Origin of the sequence: Colwellia sp. BRX10-9, assembly GCF_014077405.1 — a bacterium.
In the GTDB taxonomy this organism is placed as follows: domain Bacteria; phylum Pseudomonadota; class Gammaproteobacteria; order Enterobacterales; family Alteromonadaceae; genus Colwellia_A.
The window spans coordinates 107,135-125,784 of sequence record NZ_JACGVV010000010.1; the positions used below are offsets into that span (position 1 = coordinate 107,135).

14 protein-coding genes are annotated in these 18,650 nt (G+C 37.1%); 8 read left to right on the forward strand and 6 right to left on the reverse strand.

Annotation, left to right across the window (positions count from 1 at the left end; translation table 11 throughout):
• Positions 1–190: 190 nt before the first annotated feature.
• Complete coding sequence (locus H4J69_RS08370; RefSeq protein WP_182244942.1) at positions 191–1,378, forward strand: YbfB/YjiJ family MFS transporter; 1,188 nt, start codon at positions 191–193, stop codon at positions 1,376–1,378.
• A 486-nt stretch (positions 1,379–1,864) separates the two neighbouring features.
• Positions 1,865–3,082 carry an IS110 family transposase gene (locus H4J69_RS08375; protein ID WP_182214256.1) on the forward strand — a complete coding sequence of 406 codons (1,218 nt, stop codon included), beginning with the start codon at positions 1,865–1,867 and terminating at the stop codon, positions 3,080–3,082.
• Between the two features lie 830 nt (positions 3,083–3,912).
• Here the strand turns inward: H4J69_RS08375 and H4J69_RS08380 are convergent.
• From H4J69_RS08380 to H4J69_RS08405, 6 genes are all read right to left on the reverse strand, one after another.
• The gene (locus H4J69_RS08380; protein WP_182214258.1) at positions 3,913–4,437 is read right to left on the reverse strand and encodes a YqhA family protein; all 525 of its coding nucleotides are present in this window, start codon (positions 4,435–4,437) and stop codon (positions 3,913–3,915) included.
• A gap of 33 nt (positions 4,438–4,470) precedes the next feature.
• Positions 4,471–5,397, reverse strand: coding sequence for a bestrophin family protein (locus tag H4J69_RS08385; RefSeq protein WP_182214260.1), 927 nt, complete (start codon positions 5,395–5,397; stop codon positions 4,471–4,473).
• An 80-nt stretch (positions 5,398–5,477) separates the two neighbouring features.
• Positions 5,478–7,043 carry a glutamate--cysteine ligase gene (gene gshA / locus H4J69_RS08390; RefSeq protein WP_182214261.1) on the reverse strand — a complete coding sequence of 522 codons (1,566 nt, stop codon included), beginning with the start codon at positions 7,041–7,043 and terminating at the stop codon, positions 5,478–5,480.
• Positions 7,044–7,166: 123 nt separating this feature from the next.
• Complete coding sequence (gene fghA, locus H4J69_RS08395) at positions 7,167–8,006, reverse strand: S-formylglutathione hydrolase (RefSeq protein ID WP_182214263.1); 840 nt, start codon at positions 8,004–8,006, stop codon at positions 7,167–7,169.
• Between the two features lie 56 nt (positions 8,007–8,062).
• Entirely contained in the window at positions 8,063–9,193 is a 1,131-nt protein-coding gene (locus H4J69_RS08400; protein WP_220465933.1) for an S-(hydroxymethyl)glutathione dehydrogenase/class III alcohol dehydrogenase, read from the reverse strand.
• A gap of 132 nt (positions 9,194–9,325) precedes the next feature.
• On the reverse strand, positions 9,326–9,652 hold the full coding sequence (locus H4J69_RS08405) for a multidrug efflux SMR transporter (RefSeq protein WP_070374515.1): 327 nt from the start codon (positions 9,650–9,652) through the stop codon (positions 9,326–9,328).
• A 150-nt stretch (positions 9,653–9,802) separates the two neighbouring features.
• Between H4J69_RS08405 and H4J69_RS08410 the strand changes: the two genes are divergently transcribed.
• The 6 genes from H4J69_RS08410 (at position 9,803) to H4J69_RS08435 (ending at position 17,941) form a co-directional block, all read left to right on the forward strand.
• Complete coding sequence (locus H4J69_RS08410) at positions 9,803–10,669, forward strand: LysR family transcriptional regulator (protein WP_070374516.1); 867 nt, start codon at positions 9,803–9,805, stop codon at positions 10,667–10,669.
• Between the two features lie 262 nt (positions 10,670–10,931).
• Positions 10,932–11,315 (forward strand): VOC family protein, encoded by a 384-nt coding sequence (locus tag H4J69_RS08415; RefSeq protein ID WP_182214265.1) that lies wholly within the window; start codon positions 10,932–10,934, stop codon positions 11,313–11,315.
• 165 nt (positions 11,316–11,480) lie between these two features.
• A complete protein-coding gene (locus tag H4J69_RS08420; RefSeq protein ID WP_182214266.1) occupies positions 11,481–11,747 on the forward strand; it encodes a DksA/TraR family C4-type zinc finger protein in 267 nt (88 codons plus the stop codon).
• A gap of 588 nt (positions 11,748–12,335) precedes the next feature.
• On the forward strand, positions 12,336–13,049 hold the full coding sequence (locus H4J69_RS08425) for an ABC transporter substrate-binding protein (protein ID WP_182214268.1): 714 nt from the start codon (positions 12,336–12,338) through the stop codon (positions 13,047–13,049).
• A 666-nt stretch (positions 13,050–13,715) separates the two neighbouring features.
• Positions 13,716–15,194 carry a serine hydrolase gene (locus H4J69_RS08430; RefSeq protein ID WP_182244941.1) on the forward strand — a complete coding sequence of 493 codons (1,479 nt, stop codon included), beginning with the start codon at positions 13,716–13,718 and terminating at the stop codon, positions 15,192–15,194.
• Positions 15,195–15,928: 734 nt separating this feature from the next.
• Entirely contained in the window at positions 15,929–17,941 is a 2,013-nt protein-coding gene (locus tag H4J69_RS08435) for a TonB-dependent siderophore receptor (protein WP_182214272.1), read from the forward strand.
• Positions 17,942–18,650 lie beyond the last annotated feature (709 nt).

Consider the following 18,650-nt stretch of genomic DNA (forward strand, 5'->3'; position numbering starts at 1 on the left):
ATTGCACTAAATATTATCATTGCCTTGGCACTCATTTTTTTTGTGCCAAATAATCTATAAAGATAAAGTCTCTGGTCATTATTATTTATATGACTATCTTGTATAGCATTTATCATTATTGGTGATTTACCTATCTACCCCTTTAGTTATACAGTGTAAGATATAGCGAAGAAATGTTTTTTGGACAAATATGCCACAATTTCACCGAGACAGTAACTACTCAATTTTATTAGCAGGTATCTTAGCCCTTGTGGTTGGGGTAGGTGTCGCTCGTTTTGTTTTTACGTCGCTGTTACCGACTATGCTAGAGGAGTCAATCAGCATCGCCTTCGCTGGTGTACTTGCCTCAATCAATTATCTTGGCTATTTGATGGGCTCTGTTTTTTCTATTTTTATTAAAGATATACATGCCAAGGTTAGGTATTTTAGATTTGGTTTGTGCCTTTGTGTGCTTTCTTCTTTTGTTTTAGGCATTACCGAAAATAATACTCTATGGATTATTGCGCGATTATTGGCGGGATTTGGTGCGGCAATGGCGCTCGTTGTTGGCTCTGCTGTTGTTATGTTAAAGCTAAAAGACACCAATAAGACTAAGGCGATGGGTATCCACTTTAGCGGTTTAGGTTTTTCAATTGTCATTACTGATTTAGTTATGAGAGCGGTATTTTATTTTGGTGGCGATTGGAAAGATGCATGGCTAGTACTCGCTATCCTTGGCGCTTTTTTATCTTGCTATTCGGCTTATATCTTAAGGTTTGATAGGCAACCAAGCAGTGAAGTGGTGAAACACAAGTTTGATAAAACGCTTTTTTCACCTATGGTTATTGTCTTAATTTTGGCTTACTTTACCGAAGGTATCGGTATGGTGGTACAAGCAACATTTCTGCCTGATATCGTCAATTCATTAGACGGATTAGCAGGATATGGCGGCTATGTATGGTTAGCCGTTGGTGTTGCTGGCATCCCTTCTTGCATTATATGGATGCGTTTAGCACATCGCTTTGGCAGTATTAATATTATGATGGCCGCTATGTTGTTGCAGATTGTTGGTATTTTAATTCCTACTTTTTCGAATAATATTATTATGAACCTTATTAGTGGTTTTTTTTTTGGCGCAACATTTATAGGTTTAGTTGCTTTGTTTATGAATTTTGCTGGCCAACTGTCCAATAAAAACCCAGTTTTTATCATGGGCGCAATCACATCAGCTTACGGCCTTGGCCAAATTATTGCCCCCTTGTATTGTGTGGCACTTATTGAACAATTTACTACTTATAACTATGCCTTATATTTAACGGCTATTATCGTTGCGGGTGGTATTTTGTTATTGACTTATGCCAAGCTAAACTTCAAAGAAGCCAATCAAACCATGCTGTAGATTTTAGTTTATGCTTTATCTGCAGGCACAGATAAAGCGCACTGTAGGTTAACGGTAAGTTTATTATCAAGTGTTACTGCGCATAACGATTGATATTAGTCTCATTTACGGTTGGTGGTTTTTTAAAGGGATGCAGTTAAGGTGGCTTTTTTGAAAAACGACTTTTCAATCATAATACTTGAGATTCAACCGGAATATTTAGGATCACTTTGTGCGCTTTACATAACGAGTTGAAAAACTTAAGGTCTTCTTAGATACGATATAGTCCTTTCAGTCTGAATAAACCTATAATTAGGGTGTTCAGACCATGTGCCTATTTCATACGAATATTGATACGATATCATTTCGATGGTTACCGCTTTACTTTCGATGTCATAGGTACGCCTTAGCTTAAAAACGAATACTCAGGGCTTGCGCATAAACGCTATCTATATCGCTTTCGAAAAGCTTTGGCATACATGCTGACAATGACAATTGGAGGTAATTATGACTAAGTTTTCAGTTTATATTGGTATTGATTGGGCAAATGATAAACACGATGTCTGCGTTCAAGTGGCTAATTCAAGTACACGAAAGTTTGAAGTAATTAAGCACTCACCTAAGTCGATCAACGAATGGATAAGCAGTCTTCATAAGCAATACAAAGGACAAATAGCTGTTGCTATTGAACTATCCAAAGGGCCTATAGTTTACGCACTTCAAAAGTTTGATTTTGTCACTATTCACCCAGTTAACACTTCAATGTTAGCTCAATACCGTAAAGCTTTTTCACCCAGCGGTGCAAAAGACGACCCAACGGACGCAGAGCTTGCTTTAGATTTAATGCTGAGATATCCGAATAAAATTAAAGCATTAAAAATGGAAAGTGAATCGGTTAGGAAATTGACGTATCTAGTCGAAAAGCGTCGTAAGTTAGTCGATGATAAAAGGCGGTTTAGCAACCGACTAATCATTACTCTTAAAGAATATTACCCTCACTTACTCGATTGGTTTTCACACCGAGGATCGGGGATATTTTGTGATTTCATTACACGTTGGCCCAACCTACAAAAACTTAAAAGAGCCAGACCGGATACGTTGAAAAAGTTTTTTTGCTCATACCCTGGACGTACTGCGGCATATAGCGTTAAGCGAATTCAATCTATTAGTGAAGCAGAGCCGCTCACTCTCGATAACGCAGTTATCGAGTCACACCAACTACTTGTTGCTGTGAAGGTTATTAAGGTCTTTGATAGAGAAATTAGTGAGTTGTTTAATGCCTTGCCCGATGCAGAGCTTTACAACTCATTACCGGGTACTGGCCCGTGTTTAGCTCCTAGGTTACTAGTGGCTATTGGGGAAAACCGTAGTCGATTCAATAGCGCATCGGAAATTCAAATGTATGCAGGGATAGCACCCGTAACAGTGCGTAGTGGTCAAAAGAGCTGGATTCATTGGCGATATCAGTGTTCTAAATTTACTCGCCAATCATTTATAGAATGGGCTACTAAAAGCATAAGGCAATCTTATTGGGCGGAAATTTATTATCAGCAACAAAGGGAAAAAGGTAATACCCACCAGGCAGCTGTGCGTTCATTAGCATTTAAGTGGATACGGATCGTATTTCGATGCTGGAAAACTAAAGAGCCATACAATGAAGCCAAGTATTTAAAAGCGTTGAGCGACAGAAATTCGCCATTACTTTTTAAAGAAAAAGCTTGTTAAAGGTCTCAGGGCGTAGAGCTGACATTAGCATCGATAGATTTTTGAGCTATTTGTAGTGTTAAAAGCGTAGAACTATCTTATCTTGACAGATAACTAAGCAACCTTAGGGGTCACTGATATTTTGAAGATTCAGATGAAATATAATATTGATTCTATGACGTTTTACCTCTATTCCGTCGTAGAAAAACACAAAAGAGTGGCCAAACTATTAGCTATTACAATAACTGAGACAACGGCCTTTCTTGTTCCTTCATTTTTAATCAAATTGACTGCTACTTGTTCTGCATTTCTTATTCATAAGTGAAGCTGACCAAACTAACATTCTTTTGAGGAGTTTCTGTGTTGTCTCTATTGTCATAAGATCATCTTTTCCTATTACTCCCATGCTAAGTAAAGTAGCTTCCATCATGTTTTATACCTCAATATTTTTAATGTCGATTACCATAAAAGGTGATACTGCTGGGTAGTCACTAGCATATATATGTTGTTTTTACTCAGAAGTTTATTTGTTGGTAGCATAATACACAATTACCCAAAGGGGATAAATAGCATTATTTGCAAAACATAATTACTAAACTGTAACAACCAAGCGCATGGGTAATTGAGTTTTAGTGCAGGTTAAAAAGATAAGGACAAAGTTATATTTAAATGAAATGGAAAATTTAATTTGCTGGGGGGATGAGGGGATTATAGATCCGATGGTGAATTTATATTTCAAAGAGGTATAACTATCACAAGATCACAATTAACAAACTGCTATGAGAACGTACAAGTCACCTTATACATTCTCATAGGGTACTATTTTATCGATAAGATTCACTGAGTATTACTTAATCACTGTTATTTTCAATTTTTCTCTCTTCACGACCTAATCCTAAAAACTTTAAACTCAAAGCAAGTAAGAGAATAGAAACAGGGAGTATTAATATCTCCCATGTGAGGCTATTTAAGTTAATCAAAATGATTTCAAGAAACTTAACAAACAAGATGATAACAATAACCTCACCCAGAATGTTCTTTAAACGACCAATATTTGGTGTGCTTATCCACCTGAGAACAGAGGTTTTATTTGTAACTTTCTTATCACAAATAAATAAGGTAAATACACCATGAGCGAAGATAAACAAGACAAGCGCAATGAGGAATGTGTCTAACGATTTAATTAAATAAGTCGTTGCTACTTCCGATGTATCAAGGTGGGTCAAGCTTTCATTGGCCACTTGCCCAAACAACACCGTCGTATAGGCCGAATAAGTCTTCATTGCCCCAACGATAAACAATAAAACAGATCCCAATAGCGAACAGATAATCGCTATCCAACTAATAAATCTAAATACATTAAATGTTTCTTTCATTTTTTAAATCCTTCAATAGCTTTTTCATATAGATCATTCAAGTCGGTGTTTTACGGGTTGAATAGGAGTGGGTAAATCGGTTTCACCCAAAGTTTCTAATAGGTTAATTTCAATAGTACGAGACATTGCGCTTAACGCTAAATCGTTAGCAGAAAGGCCAAATGGATCTTCTAACTCTTCACTTAAGGCATCTAAACCAAAAAACGTATAAGCCACTATTGCGCAAAATAACGGCGTAACTAACCCCTGTGAAGCAACAATACCAAAAGGTAATATTAAACAATAAAGATAAGCGGTACGCTGAACTAGCAGCATATAAGCAAACGGCAGTGGTGTGTTCTGAATACGCTCACATGCTGCCTGAACTGAGGCCATTGAGGTAATATGATCATCGAGACTTTGCATTAAAAAGTCTGAGAGTAATTTTTTATGGCCGCAGGTTCCTAGTTTTTTCCCCATCAAACGTAGCAAAGCATCAGGTAAATTTTTCGACTGACGTAGCGGTTCAATATCCTCTGGTTCAAGATATTTTTCTATATCATGCCAAGGATCTGATTGTCGAAGTTGATGTCGTAAGGCATGATTAAAAGCGATAGTTAAATGTATCATGCGTTTTTGTACTTCTACTCCGCCTTTAGCTTCCCCATCGATATATGAAGTCACCTGACGGGATAAGCTACGAGAATCAACGATGAGTTGTCCCCATTGCTTGCGTGCTTCCCACCAACGGTCATAACAGGCATTGTTTCTAAAACCAAGGAACAATGACAATGCTATGCCCAAGAGCGCTAACGGAGCCAAGGTAAAATTTGGAAATACTGCTGGATAATAATATTGAGTCGCCGCTACCATTGCTCCTAGAATAGTCATAAAAGCTATTTGTGGAAAAATAAGTGGTACAACAGAGCCGCGTATAATAAAAAACAGCTGGAATGCATTGGGTTTATTTCTAACAATCATTATTGCCTCGAAGTCGATGTTTCCGAATTAGTTAGGTTGAGTATAGTTTGCCGATACAAGTCAGCCCTCTATAAATAATTTTATGACGCATTGTGACTCTGTAGAAAGACATCAAATGAACTTTCATCACTCGCTTCCAGCTGCTTTTGCAGCCTTAATGATTTTTTCGCGGCAAGTTGTAAATGAGCAACCTTTTTAGCCGATAAGCCACTATTGGTGAAGTGAGCATGATGTTCTTTAGCTTGAGATAACATTGAATCAGTAAACTCATTACCTTTTTCGATAGCTTGCATGAGGATAGCTGACGGTGTTAATTCGCTATTTTCCACCTTATTAACTTGGACAGTGAGCGCTTTACTGTATGACTCATTCCCATGTGCATTATCGAGTAATTTTGCAATAGCTGTCATCTCAACCAATAGCCTATTAGCGCTGATATCAAAACCAGTAAGCTCGCCGTTTTTCTTCAACGACAATGATGGTTTACGCCCTTGTAGAATAACTTGTTGTTGATTAAATTTAATGTCTTCCTGCTCCACTGTAGATAATTCAGGGCTATCTGATAACAGGCAATACAGTAAAAAAGTATCAAGAAAACGGATCTGCTGTTCATCAATACCAACAGGTAACAAGGGGTTGGTATCAAGAATACGAACTTCAATATATTCAACGCCTCTTTTGCTCAGTGCTGCCACGGGTTTTTCTCCCGGCAGAGTTATACGTTTGGGGCGTACTTCACTGTAATATTCATTTTCGATTTGCAGAATGTTTGCATTGAGTTGGCGATACGCGTCGTCAACTTTAACACCTATATTTTCATATTCTGGATAATGGCGGTTCATTGCCTGTTCCATACCTTCAATATAACTTTCTAGATTGCTATAGCTGATATTTAGTTCGCTCTGCGCCTTACTTTGATATCCAAGGTCACTCATTCTCAAGGAGGTGGCAAAAGGTAATCCTAGGGTATGTTTACCTAGCTTGCTTAATTTGTCGGATTTATTATCGCCGATAAAGCTACTGTCTAGTGCTGGAGAAGCGCCAAATAAATAAATTAATAACCAAGAGTGGCGGCGAAAGTTACGGATAAGACCAAAATAACGTTGTGATTTAAATGTCTGAATATCACCTTTATCGCCCCAAAGATGCTGATAGTAAGGCCAAAAGTCATCCGGCATAGAAAAATTATAGTGTATACCAGCAATAGATTGCATGGTGCGCCCATAACGATGCCCCAAGCCCTGCCGATATACATTTTTCATCTGAGCAATATTAGAGCTGCCATACTCAGCAATAGGAATGCTTTCATCCCCTGCCAGTTGGCATGGCATACTCGCAGGCCAAATGTATTCCCCCTCAAGCTGGCTCAAGGTAAATTTATGCAAATCAGTCAGGTAATCGATGCTGTCATTAACTTGTTGAGACACTGGCGTAATGAATTCCAGCAAGGCTTCAGAATAATCTGTGGTGATGCTGCCATGAGTCAACGGTGAGCCGAGTGCCTGTGGGTGTCCGGTTTGAGCCACTGTTGCCTGCGACGTAACCCTTAAACCTTCCTTTTCAATACCACGCTGGATACGAATTAACAGGGGTAAGTTTTCTGAGGCTGATAGTCGTTGAAGACGAGTCTGGTATAAATCGGACAAGACAGTTTTCCTTAAAATAGGGAGGATTGATGTAGCTCAATATGACTGATGAAAAATATAACGGATAAAAACTCCTGCGATGTCATCCATGACACGGCAGTTTTATCTAAGACAGTCTGATAACTACTTATTTAAGTGCTTTGCATGGAAGCGCAAGTGTTCTTCAATGAAGCTCGAAATAAAATAGTAGCTGTGATCATAACCTTCATGAATTGACAGCTCTAATGGATAATTATTGACGTTTGCTGCCGCTTCTAGTGTTTCAGGCTTTAACTGCTCTTTCAGAAAGTCATCAGCTCCACCTTGATCAACTTTGGCCGGGATAAGCGTGGTCGCTCGACGCATTAAGTTACTGGCATCATGATTGTGCCAAGTTGCTTTGTCTTTACCCAGGTAAGCGGTAAAAGCCTTTTTCCCCCAAGGGGCATTCACTGGATTGCAAATGGGGCTAAAGGCTGACATTGAGCGATAACGTTCCGGGTTTAGCATCGCAATAGTCAATGCGCCATGTCCGCCCATTGAATGACCGCTAATGGCGCGTTTATCAGATACAGGAAACGTCGCTTCAATTATCTGAGGTAACTCATTCACCACGTAATCGTACATGTGGTAATGGCGATTCCAAGGAGCTTGGGTTGCGTTTACATAAAAGCCAGCGCCTTGACCTAAATCATAACCATCATCATTAGCTACGTATTCACCACGCGGACTAGTATCAGGCGCAACAATGGCAATACCTAATTCGGCAGCCATGCGCAGTGCTCCTGCCTTTTGCATAAAGTTTTCATCGGTGCAAGTAAGACCCGAAAGCCAATATAGCACTGGCACTTTTTCTCCATTGGAGACTTGTGGCGGCAAGTAAATAGCAAATCGCATTGGGCAATTTAGCGTTTTAGATTGGTGGCTATATTGCTTGTGCCAGCCACCAAAATTTTTGCTTGCACTTAAATTTTCAATTGTCATGTTTGAACCTCAAAATGCTGCCCCGTTACAAAGTGGTGGGGCAGCAAAACTAACTATTACTTATCAAAATGAATTACAGTACGGATACTTTCGCCTTTATGCATTAGCTCAAACGCTTCATTAATATCTTCAAGACCCATGGTATGGGTAATAAAGTCGCTTAATTTGAATTCACCGGCTAAATAACGTTCAACGTAATCAGGTAACTCAGTACGGCCTTTAACACCACCAAACGCAGAGCCTCTCCATACACGACCAGTCACTAGTTGGAACGGACGGGTAGAGATTTCTTTACCTGCACCGGCAACACCAATAACCACTGATTCGCCCCAACCTTTATGACAACATTCTAACGCTGAACGCATTAAGTCTACGTTACCAATACACTCAAACGAGTAGTCAACGCCGCCATCGGTTAGTTCAACAATCACGTCTTGAATAGGTTTGTCGTAATCTTTTGGATTAATGAAATCGGTAGCGCCTAATTTTTTCGCTAACTCAAACTTACTTTCGTTGATATCGATAGCAATAATACGGCTCGCTTTCGCCATAGTAGCGCCAATAACAGCCGATAAACCAATACCGCCAAGACCAAAGACAGCTACCGTAGCACCTTCTTCAACTTTGGCTGTATTCATTACCGCGCCCATACCGGTTGTAACACCACAACCTAGTAAACATACTTCTTCTAATGGCGCAGCTTTATTAACTTTCGCTAACGAAATTTCTGGTAACACTGTGTATTCAGAGAAGGTTGAACAACCCATGTAATGAAAGATTGGCTGACCATCTTTATAAAAACGCGTTGTGCCATCAGGCATCAAACCTTTACCTTGTGTTTCACGAATTTTCTGACAAAGGTTAGTTTTACCTGATAAACAAAATTTACATTCGCCACACTCTGGTGTGTATAAAGGAATAACATGGTCGCCAACTTTTACACTCGTTACGCCTTCACCTATTTGTTCAACAATACCACCACCTTCGTGACCTAAGATCACTGGGAAAATACCTTCAGGATCATCTCCAGATAAAGTAAATGCATCGGTGTGACATACGCCAGAAGCAATAACTTTAACTAATACTTCACCTTTGCGCGGTAGCATTACATCAACTTCTTCAATAGATAACGGTTGGTTTGGGCCCCAAGCGATCGCTGCTTTTGATTTGATAAATTTGTCAGTCATTTGAATTCTCACTTTTGTTTAAATATTGGTTTAAATAATAATCATGTAAATAACCTTTGAGTTACTCACTTTCAGTTTTTGTAATAATTAGCATTAAGCCTATTATTGAATGTTTTTACTCTAGCATGTCACTTAGTGTGCATGCCCTTGAGATAAATTAATTAATACAACCCCTGTGGCAACAAGTGCCATACCTGCCCAGGTCGTTAAATCTAAGTGTTGGCGATAAACGATAGTTGATAATAACGTTACACTTACAATCGCTAATCCAGCCCATAAAGCATGAACAATACCAACCGGCATGCCTTTCATTGCTTGCGACAAAAACATAAAAGCCGCAAGGTGCCCTATTAACACCAAAGCACTTGGTATCGGGCGGGTAAATCCTTCTGTTTCTTTTAACGCAACGTGAGATAATGTTTCAGCGATAACGCCTAATAAAAGAAATAACCAGCTCATGTATTCACCCTTATAAATATAGACATAACCTAGCTCAAAACTTTATTTTTTTAATAGGTTGCGCTTTGTTGATGGAAGCTATTATAACTATCTTATAAAAAATGATAATATGCTGTTTTAGTAAATCACTTGTACACAGGGGTAACAATCATGCAATGGGATGGTATCAGCGAATTTGTTTATGTTGCGGAAAATGAGAGCTTTACGCTCGCTTCAAAAAAAATGGCGATATCAACAGCGCAAGTGAGTCGCCAGATAAGTGCGCTAGAAAAGCGCCTTAATATCAAATTATTTTATCGCACAACACGCAAAGTATCCTTAACCGAAGAGGGACGTGTTTTTTATCAACACTGTCGTAGCGTACTCGATGGATTAGATGCAGCAGAACGTGCTATTACAAACTTGCAATCTAAACCTCAAGGGAAAATTAAACTAACTGCTCCCGTCACCTATGGTGAGAAACAGGTATTGCCCCTTGTGAATAATTTCATGAAGCAATATAACGATGTAGAAGTGTCTGCTTATTTAAGCAATCGTCAAATTGACATCGTTGATGAAGGGTATGACTTAGCTATTCGTCTGGGTAAATTAAGTGATTCGACAATGATGGCAAAAAAATTAGGTAAGCGAACAAACTATGTTTGTGCCTCGCCAAGCTATCTAGAAAAACAGGGGATACCACACTCTATATCAGAGCTTAATAAGCACAGTTGTTTATTGGGAACAAATGATCACTGGCATTTTAGAGAGTCAGGCAGAGAAAAAAGTATCCGAGTAACGGGGAGGTTACGATACAACAATGGTTATAGCTTAACCGATGCAGCACTCAAAGGTTTAGGGATAGTGCAGTTACCTGATTACTATGTTCAACATCATATTCAACGTGGCGAACTGGTTACCTTGTTAGACAGTTATCGTGCGCCTGATGAAGGTATATGGGCGGTTTATCCTCAAAATCGCCATTTATCACCTAAAATTAGATTACTCGTTGACTATTTAGCTGAGCAGTTACTTTAATCTCATTCTTTTCTCAACTGTATACCCAGATTTTATATAGCGCATCAATGTATGTAGTGCATATCCGCCACTGCATACAAACTCCCCCTTCTTTATTTGTTTTCTAATCAAGTGTCATTGTTACCATCAGGTAAAGGTTATTTACATAACTAGGTATTATCATTTATTTAGAAAGGTATATTATACCTCCATCGAAACGAGTCGTAGCAATTTAGCTACACATCGATAAGCAAATAATTAACTTTACTCTATGGAGATATAAATGAGCATATTTACTCATGTAACTATTGGTACTAACGACTTAACTCAATCACGCACTTTCTACGATAACGTTTTAAATACAATTGGCCTTAAGCGCATCGCTGATTTAGATGAAAATGGCACTATTTGGGGCGTAGACGCACCATCTTTCTTTGTTTTAAAACCAGCAAATGGCCAACCAGCTAGTGTTGGTAACGGCGTTACTGTTAGCTTTGAAGCACCGAACCGCGCAGCGATTGACGCTTTCCATGCCGCTGCAATAGCTGCTGGTAGCCCTGATGAAGGCGCTCCTGGTACACGAGATTGGGCACCAAATGCATACGCGGCGTATACTCGCGACCCTGATGGCAACAAGCTAGCCGTCTACTGCTTTAAAGAAGCGTAAATTAACGCGACCTCTTAATCAAAATATAAAACACCGATTAGTCGGTGTTTTTTTGCATTCAGAAGCAGTATAAACCTATTTTTATCATCATAGATTTGGCTCCATATTTAGGGGGATTTATCAAAAGTTTTTATATAACACATTATATTAATAAAGGAGAAATTTATGGCGGGCGGATGGTCTAAGGATGGAGCAGTTCAAGAACAAATCGATTCTAGCGTGGAAGACGCGGTAGCACAGGTTCGTAATCAATTACCCATGGGCGACAGCTTATTATATTGTGAAGAATGTGACGTTAAAATCCCTGAAGCACGACGTCGTGCAATCGCTGGTATAAACTTATGTATTAAGTGCCAAAGTATATTTGAAGAAAGCCAAACCCGTCATAACCTTTATAACCGACGCGGAAGTAAAGATAGCCAACTTCGTTAACATGCTGTAAAAAACACACTTTTATTGTTAACAAGTATTAGTCCAGTCCAGACTAGATTACCCAACGTTCAGAATAAATGTTGACATTGGCATTAATAAGTAACTTCTTATGCAATCTAAATGACCATGGCGTGAAATCAAGGTACAAAGTGTAATAGATCAAAGAGTTGTTCTAGTTATTATTCCGGTAAATTATTAACGTTCACTGCCTAAATATCAACGGCAGCAATGAGCTGTGAGTTCAACCAGCCCCACAAGTTAATAGTAAATCTAGGCTAATATTAGCCTAAAAATGCTCCTTAATGTGCAAAAGCTTAATGTCAGCTATTGGCTAGTTGAAGAAGTAACTGCCTAAATGTTCACAAAGATACGAAAGAAGACCTTAGCCTTAGCTTATCGAGTGACAAGTGATCCGATAAAGAAGACATTGACATGAGTAGGTCAACTATATTTTAAAAAAAGAAGGGTTGCCGTTCATTAAGTGATAGTAACAATTACGTTAGATTAATAAGCTTTGAAACTTCACTTTCAATCCAAATTTTAATTATATAATATGACTATAATTTATTTATGTGTCTTTATTAGCTTATGTCACTAAAAAATTCTATATCAAATTTGATTTTACTATGTCTTTTAATAGCCGCTACTGATGCTAATAGCACTCAAAAATATATTTGTGCTACAACCCATTACCCACCTTATACTACTTTTGATAAATCCAAAAAGGTATTTACTGGCTCCGATATAGATCTCATTCAGACACTATTCAAGAGGCTCGAAATCGACATCGAAATAGTCAATTTACCTTGGGCTAGATTAAAGGTCGAAATCTCACGAAATAATTATGACTGTTTTTTCTCACTAGGAAAGTTTCCAGATAGAGAAAAGTATTTAGACTACACAAGCATACCAACACATGTGACAAAAATTGCCTTATTCGCTGCTAAAGGCGATCATAATATTAATTTAGATTTATCTAATAAAACAGTTGGCGTGCATCGAGGTATAAATTTACATTTAGATATCCCCAGCGTGCATAAGCTGGAAAATGCAGCAATACATAAATTACCATCAAATGACATTTTATTTCAAATGTTAGTGGCAAAAAGAGTAGATGTAGTTATTACCAGCCAAATTGTAGGTGAATATTTATTACAAAATCAACATCCTAATTTTAAAGTGGATGTTGATGTTATTAAGAATTATGCACTCCCTGTGTATATAGCATTTAGAAAGGGAACGATAAATATTAGTAAAGTAAATAAGGAGCTGAATAAAATAAAAAGCGCATCAAATCTCTAAAAGTAATTTTCCTTTTGGGTATGCGTAAGTAATTTAGTCCTAGGAAGTATTCAGCTTTGGACGCAAATTCACTTAGCTCTTAGTCTCGATAATTGCAGCTATAGGCTATGAACGACAGATAGTAACTCAAAAGCCAACATCAGCTTTTGGCTAGTTGAAGAAGTCTCTAATGATCACTAGTTTAATGTTAACAAAGATACGATTGTTGACATTACCATCAATATATTTTTCCATCTGTTTGCTGTGCTTAGAAGGCGCAGGTTTACCTTTACCCTGAAAGACCACTAAGCCAGCATAGCAGTCGTTCTATGTTCAATTTGTAACGTTCACTCTGTTTAGTATAGAAGTGACTAGTAATAAATTTTAACTTCCGTAGTTGCCTTGAGCGCAGTTATTACAAGTTGGACTTACAAAGCGAACTTTTCAACAATTCGTTTCTATTGAGTAAGTTAGCTGGAGGTGTGAGTGATTAAATTGGCTCTTGGTTTTTAATATCTTCTTATTTCAAAAGTTAACGCACCCAATAAAAACAGAACAAATTCAACACAATAAATTAACACACATCAAAATGTTAGATGTATTTTTTAATTGTTCTCCTTAAATCAACTTTCATTTTTTATATAAAGTAACTAGGATAATGTCTATATCTAATCAATAAGGATGAACATGATAAAGCCACAATCAAAACTCACTTTTCGGGTGTTTTTATTTTTAACACTAACACTTTTAGTCTCTGCAAATAATGCATTTGCAAACGAAAAAAAATCTCAAATCGAAAATTTAGTACAAAAATATAATGATTACGGAAAATTTACTGGCTCGGTGTTAGTGTCACAGAGTGGAAAAATTATCTTTAAAAAGAGCTATGGCTTGGCCAACATGGAATGGAATATTCCTAATTCACCTGATACTAAGTTCAGAATAGCTTCATTAACCAAACAATTCACTTCCATGTTGATTATGCAACTTGTGCAAGACAATAAGATAAAGCTAGACGCAAAAATAACAGCATATATTCCCGATTACCGAAAAGATACGGGTGATAAAGTTACAGTTCATCATTTATTAACACACACTTCAGGCATTCCCAGTTACACCAGTTTACCAGACTTCTTCAGTGATATTAGTCGAGACCCATACAGTGTTGATGATTTTACTAAAAAATATTGTAGCGGGGAGTTAGAATTTGAACCAGGCTCTACTTTTAGATACAACAATTCAGGTTATTTCTTACTGGGTAATATTATTGAAAAAGTCACTGGAAAAACTTATCAGGATGTTTTACAAGAAAAAATATTTACTCCGTTAGGTATGAAAAATTCTGGTTTCGATAACGCAAAACCACTAATTAAGAATAGAGCAAGTGGATATACTAATTCATTAGACGGATACACAAATGCTAATTATTTAGACATGTCATTACCTTACGCCGCAGGTTCAGTTTACTCGACTGTTGAAGATTTATATTTATGGGATCAAGCTCTTTATACCGAAAAACTTCTGAATAATAAAAACAAAGTAATAATGTTCACTCCATATTTAAAAAACTATTCGTACGGTTGGGGAGTAAAAGATATTGAATTAACTGAACCAAACCATAAAATTAAATCAATAGCCCATAGTGGTGGTATCAATGGATTTCAAACACTGATCACTCGATTACCTCAGGATCAACATATGATTGTACAACTTAATAATACTGGCGGAGCTGCCCTTAATGAGATGACTGATGCCATCATTAGAATTCTGTATGGTGAAGCTTTTGACGAGCCCAAAAAATCGATTGTTAGTGTTTTATACAAAACTATAAAAGAAAAAGGTATCGACTCAGCTATTCGGCTTTATCATGATTTAAAAGAATCTAAATCTAAATCTAATGAATATGAATATGAATTTGCAGAACATCACCTAAACAATATGGGTTATCAACTACTAGAAATAAATAAAGTTGTTGAAGCGATTGAAATTATGAAACTTAATACCATTGAACATCCTGAATCAGGCAATGCTTATGACAGTCTAGGTGAAGCTTATCTCGTCAACGATCAAAAAGCACAAGCATTAAAAAGCTATAAAAAGTCATTAGAGTTAGAACCTGACAATAAACACGCTGTTACTGTGATTAAAGAGATTGAATCCAAATAAGCATATTCACAGAGTAAAATACTAATGTAATAAAACCAAAATTATAACTGGTCATGAAGTAAAACCGGAGGGATATTTATTCCCTCCTTCACCTTGCGATTCACTACTAAAAAAATCACTTCCCAAGCAATATGTCAGTTTGTAAAGGCTAAGTGATTTTGACTATGAACGTGCCGACTTTTATGAGCGAAGTGAATATATACAACATACTAAATTAGACAATATAATATCAGTAATATCAGTAATATGGTATATGGTTCCCCTTCCGATACGAATATTCAAAGACAGCAATGTAGTTCAAACCAGCTCCACAAATAAGCAGTAAATTTTGTTAGAATTGTCATGAATATGACCATGATTCAACAAAAAAATAATGTCTGTAATTGGCTAGCTGAAAAAGTCTCTAATAATCACTAGCTCAATGTTAACAAAGATACGTTAGCGCACGTAGCATCAATAGATATTTAAGCTGTTTAGAGTGTTCATTAGACGTTGAGCTACCGTCATCTTAATAATCAACAACTTCAAAGCCACCAAAGCCGTCATTAGAGTTTACATGCTAAAGACAGGAGATCCGACAAGCCGACCTTATATAAAGTGGACAGTTACAAAAAATATGCCACAGGTTCAGTTAATTAGGTGGCTGAATTAACTATGTAACTACATTTAAATAATTACCTATTCTTAATATTTAAACTATAATTCAGACATTTGTGGAATAATCTAAAGTTTGTATGAATCTAATCAAATATTTCTTATTTACCCTTTTATTTATTCCATTTTTATGTTTTGGCGAAGAGTCGATAGATTTATTTGACTTGTCATTAACTGATTTACTTAATTTGAAGGTTTCAATCGCATCAAAAAATGATGAAACAATCAAAAACAGTCCTTCTTCGGTTACTATTTTTACCCGTAATGATATTGATAAAATGGGTATTACTTCTTGGACTGAACTTATCAGTCAAGTGCCCGGTTTTTATAGTATGGTTAATCCGGTCGAAGGAAACCAATCACATATCGTCATGCGTGGTCACGCACAAACATACGCCAATACACTACTTATTTTACTCAATGGCCATAGAGTGAATGATGATTATACGGGTGGCATTAATTTCTTTATTCAATTTATGGACCTAGCTGATGTTGAAAGGGTTGAAATCATTAGAGGTCCTGGTTCTTCAATATATGGTTCGAATGCATTTAGTGGTGTTATTAATATTTTAACTAAGCCCCAAAATAAAATCTCTGTGGGATTGGGAGACTTTGGTGCTCAAAAATTATTAATAAACACATCACACACATTAGGAGATTGGCAGTTAGGAGCAAGTTTGTCTTTGTTCAAGGATGATGGTTATCACTATAATGATGTTTTCGACCGTAATGAAATTCAAACAACTACACGTGATCCTAGAGAATCTACTCAACTTCGTGCTTATCTTACTCATAAAGATACAAAATTATTTGCTCAACTTTTGGATACAAAAAGATCCGATTATTATCTTTTTAGACGTTTACGAGATGGGGTAAACATCCTTGAGTTACAACATTTTATCGCCGGTATAGATCAGCGAATATATAATTCTGAGACAATGAGTTGGGATATTAGTACTAGTTACCAGCAAGCAAAAAGACGAGAACTGGGTGCATTGGTACCCAAGGGAGAAGTGCCCTTTGAGCAGGTGGACTTTCTCTTTGGAACCGACTTTAAATATCATGCGATAGATTTTGCTTTAAATGGTAAATATCAATTAAACGAAGATTTTAAAATAAATACTGGCTTGTCTTACTCTCAAAGTCAGGTTCCTGACGCTTATTTAAGAAGTAATTTCGATATATATGGCGATTCTTCTCAACTACCTGAAGTGATTACGTTTGATCAAGACGAACAAAGAACAGTTTTAGATAAAAAACGAGAAATTTCCAGTGCCTATTTGCAAACGCAGTGGCAAGTAACGTCGGCTCTGCAAATGACAGCGGGCCTTAGATATGATGGTTACAACGATATTAACAGTGCACTTATGCCTAGGTTTGCCTTGGTGCATCATTTAAATGAAAAACAAACGATTAAGTTTCTTCATGGTCAAGCTTATAGAGCCCCATCGCTTGGCGATATGTACGATGAAGAGAGTGGTCTCACTCAAGGTAGCCAAGATTTAGAAGCCAGTGAAATTAGCACCACCGAAATTGTTTATCTACATTCATATACACAATCACAGTTTACGGCAACGTTATTTTCTAACAGACAAACGAATATTATAGGTTATAAAGCCAATGAAAATGGGGTCCATGCGTTAGATAATATTGCTAAAAATGATGTTGAAGGTATTGAATTAGAATTGATTTGGCAACCAATAGATAGCTTTAGATTAGTGTCTTCTGCTACTCATTTATCAAAAAACAAAACACACTTGGAACAATCATCAGGACTACCCAAGTCGGAAGATCTTTCTCCAGATAGTTTGTTGAATTTCAGTGCTTATTACCAATACCAATCTTGGTCGTTCAATCTCAATGGTAATTGGCGCTCTAAGGTAAAAGTATTAGACGAAGGTTCGTTGTGGCTGTTAAATAGCCATATAAAAAATCAACTATCAAAAGAAGTAAGTCTATCGTTAACTATTTCAAATTTACTTGATGAGAGCTATGCCACATCATCACATACATCTTTAGGAGTAGATGAAAACGTACAAGCATTTCCTGCACGAGGACGCCAGACGATACTAAAACTTAGTTATAATTTTTAGTATCATGGTCAACTGAAACTGGACGATTTTAAGTCAATTAAATTTCATTGTGAACTCAATAAAGTAATGGCTCGCCCTTATTTTATGCCCGTATATAGATTAACAGTGGGAGCCTAAATTCGAACACTGTGTCTTTCTGCTTTGTTTCCAAAGTGATTTTGAAATACCGAAATAATTTGTGGGATGTAAGAAATAAGGTAAAAGTTAGTGTTTAGAAATGAAAGTCCAACAGCAGTTTTGGGCTTAAACCATCCCCACAAGTGAGCAGGAAATCTTGGCTAATATTATTGCTAAATATGATCTAGGATGCACAAAAGCTAATGTCGGCTTATGGCTAGTTGAAGAAGTCTCTAATGATCACTAGCTTAATGTTAACAAAGATACGAATATATACGTTAGCTTTGGCTCATCTAGCGACAAGTGTTCCGACAAAGCAGCCCTACATCAGATAATGAAATCATTCAAAATTTTCATCTTGAAGCTTGGGGGATTAATATTCAGGTTTAATTGAAAAGACTGAAAGCGGACATTCGACTAACCTTAATTAGAGGTAGTTAGCACCTTAGATTTTATGACAACTTGGTGCCTTGAGTTCAAATGATGGATGCAACACATAGATTAAAATTCTCTGCTGGTGTTTCATATTCTAACGTCTTTCTTGGTCTTTCGTTAAGTCTTCTCGCAACACTGCTTAACTTTTGTTGGCTGT

Excerpts from the sequence above, each read along its gene's own strand:
- H4J69_RS08370 (WP_182244942.1), top strand. The coding sequence starts at position 191 with ATGCCACAATTTCACCGAGACAGTAACTACTCAATTTTATTAGCAGGT.
- H4J69_RS08375 (WP_182214256.1), top strand. The coding sequence starts at position 1,865 with ATGACTAAGTTTTCAGTTTATATTGGTATTGATTGGGCAAATGATAAA.
- H4J69_RS08380 (WP_182214258.1), bottom strand. The coding sequence starts at position 4,437 with ATGAAAGAAACATTTAATGTATTTAGATTTATTAGTTGGATAGCGATT.
- H4J69_RS08385 (WP_182214260.1), bottom strand. The coding sequence starts at position 5,397 with ATGATTGTTAGAAATAAACCCAATGCATTCCAGCTGTTTTTTATTATA.
- fghA (WP_182214263.1), bottom strand. The coding sequence starts at position 8,006 with ATGACAATTGAAAATTTAAGTGCAAGCAAAAATTTTGGTGGCTGGCAC.
- H4J69_RS08400 (WP_220465933.1), bottom strand. The coding sequence starts at position 9,193 with ATGACTGACAAATTTATCAAATCAAAAGCAGCGATCGCTTGGGGCCCA.
- H4J69_RS08405 (WP_070374515.1), bottom strand. The coding sequence starts at position 9,652 with ATGAGCTGGTTATTTCTTTTATTAGGCGTTATCGCTGAAACATTATCT.
- H4J69_RS08410 (WP_070374516.1), top strand. The coding sequence starts at position 9,803 with ATGCAATGGGATGGTATCAGCGAATTTGTTTATGTTGCGGAAAATGAG.
- H4J69_RS08415 (WP_182214265.1), top strand. The coding sequence starts at position 10,932 with ATGAGCATATTTACTCATGTAACTATTGGTACTAACGACTTAACTCAA.
- H4J69_RS08420 (WP_182214266.1), top strand. The coding sequence starts at position 11,481 with ATGGCGGGCGGATGGTCTAAGGATGGAGCAGTTCAAGAACAAATCGAT.
- H4J69_RS08425 (WP_182214268.1), top strand. The coding sequence starts at position 12,336 with ATGTCACTAAAAAATTCTATATCAAATTTGATTTTACTATGTCTTTTA.
- H4J69_RS08430 (WP_182244941.1), top strand. The coding sequence starts at position 13,716 with ATGATAAAGCCACAATCAAAACTCACTTTTCGGGTGTTTTTATTTTTA.
- H4J69_RS08435 (WP_182214272.1), top strand. The coding sequence starts at position 15,929 with ATGAATCTAATCAAATATTTCTTATTTACCCTTTTATTTATTCCATTT.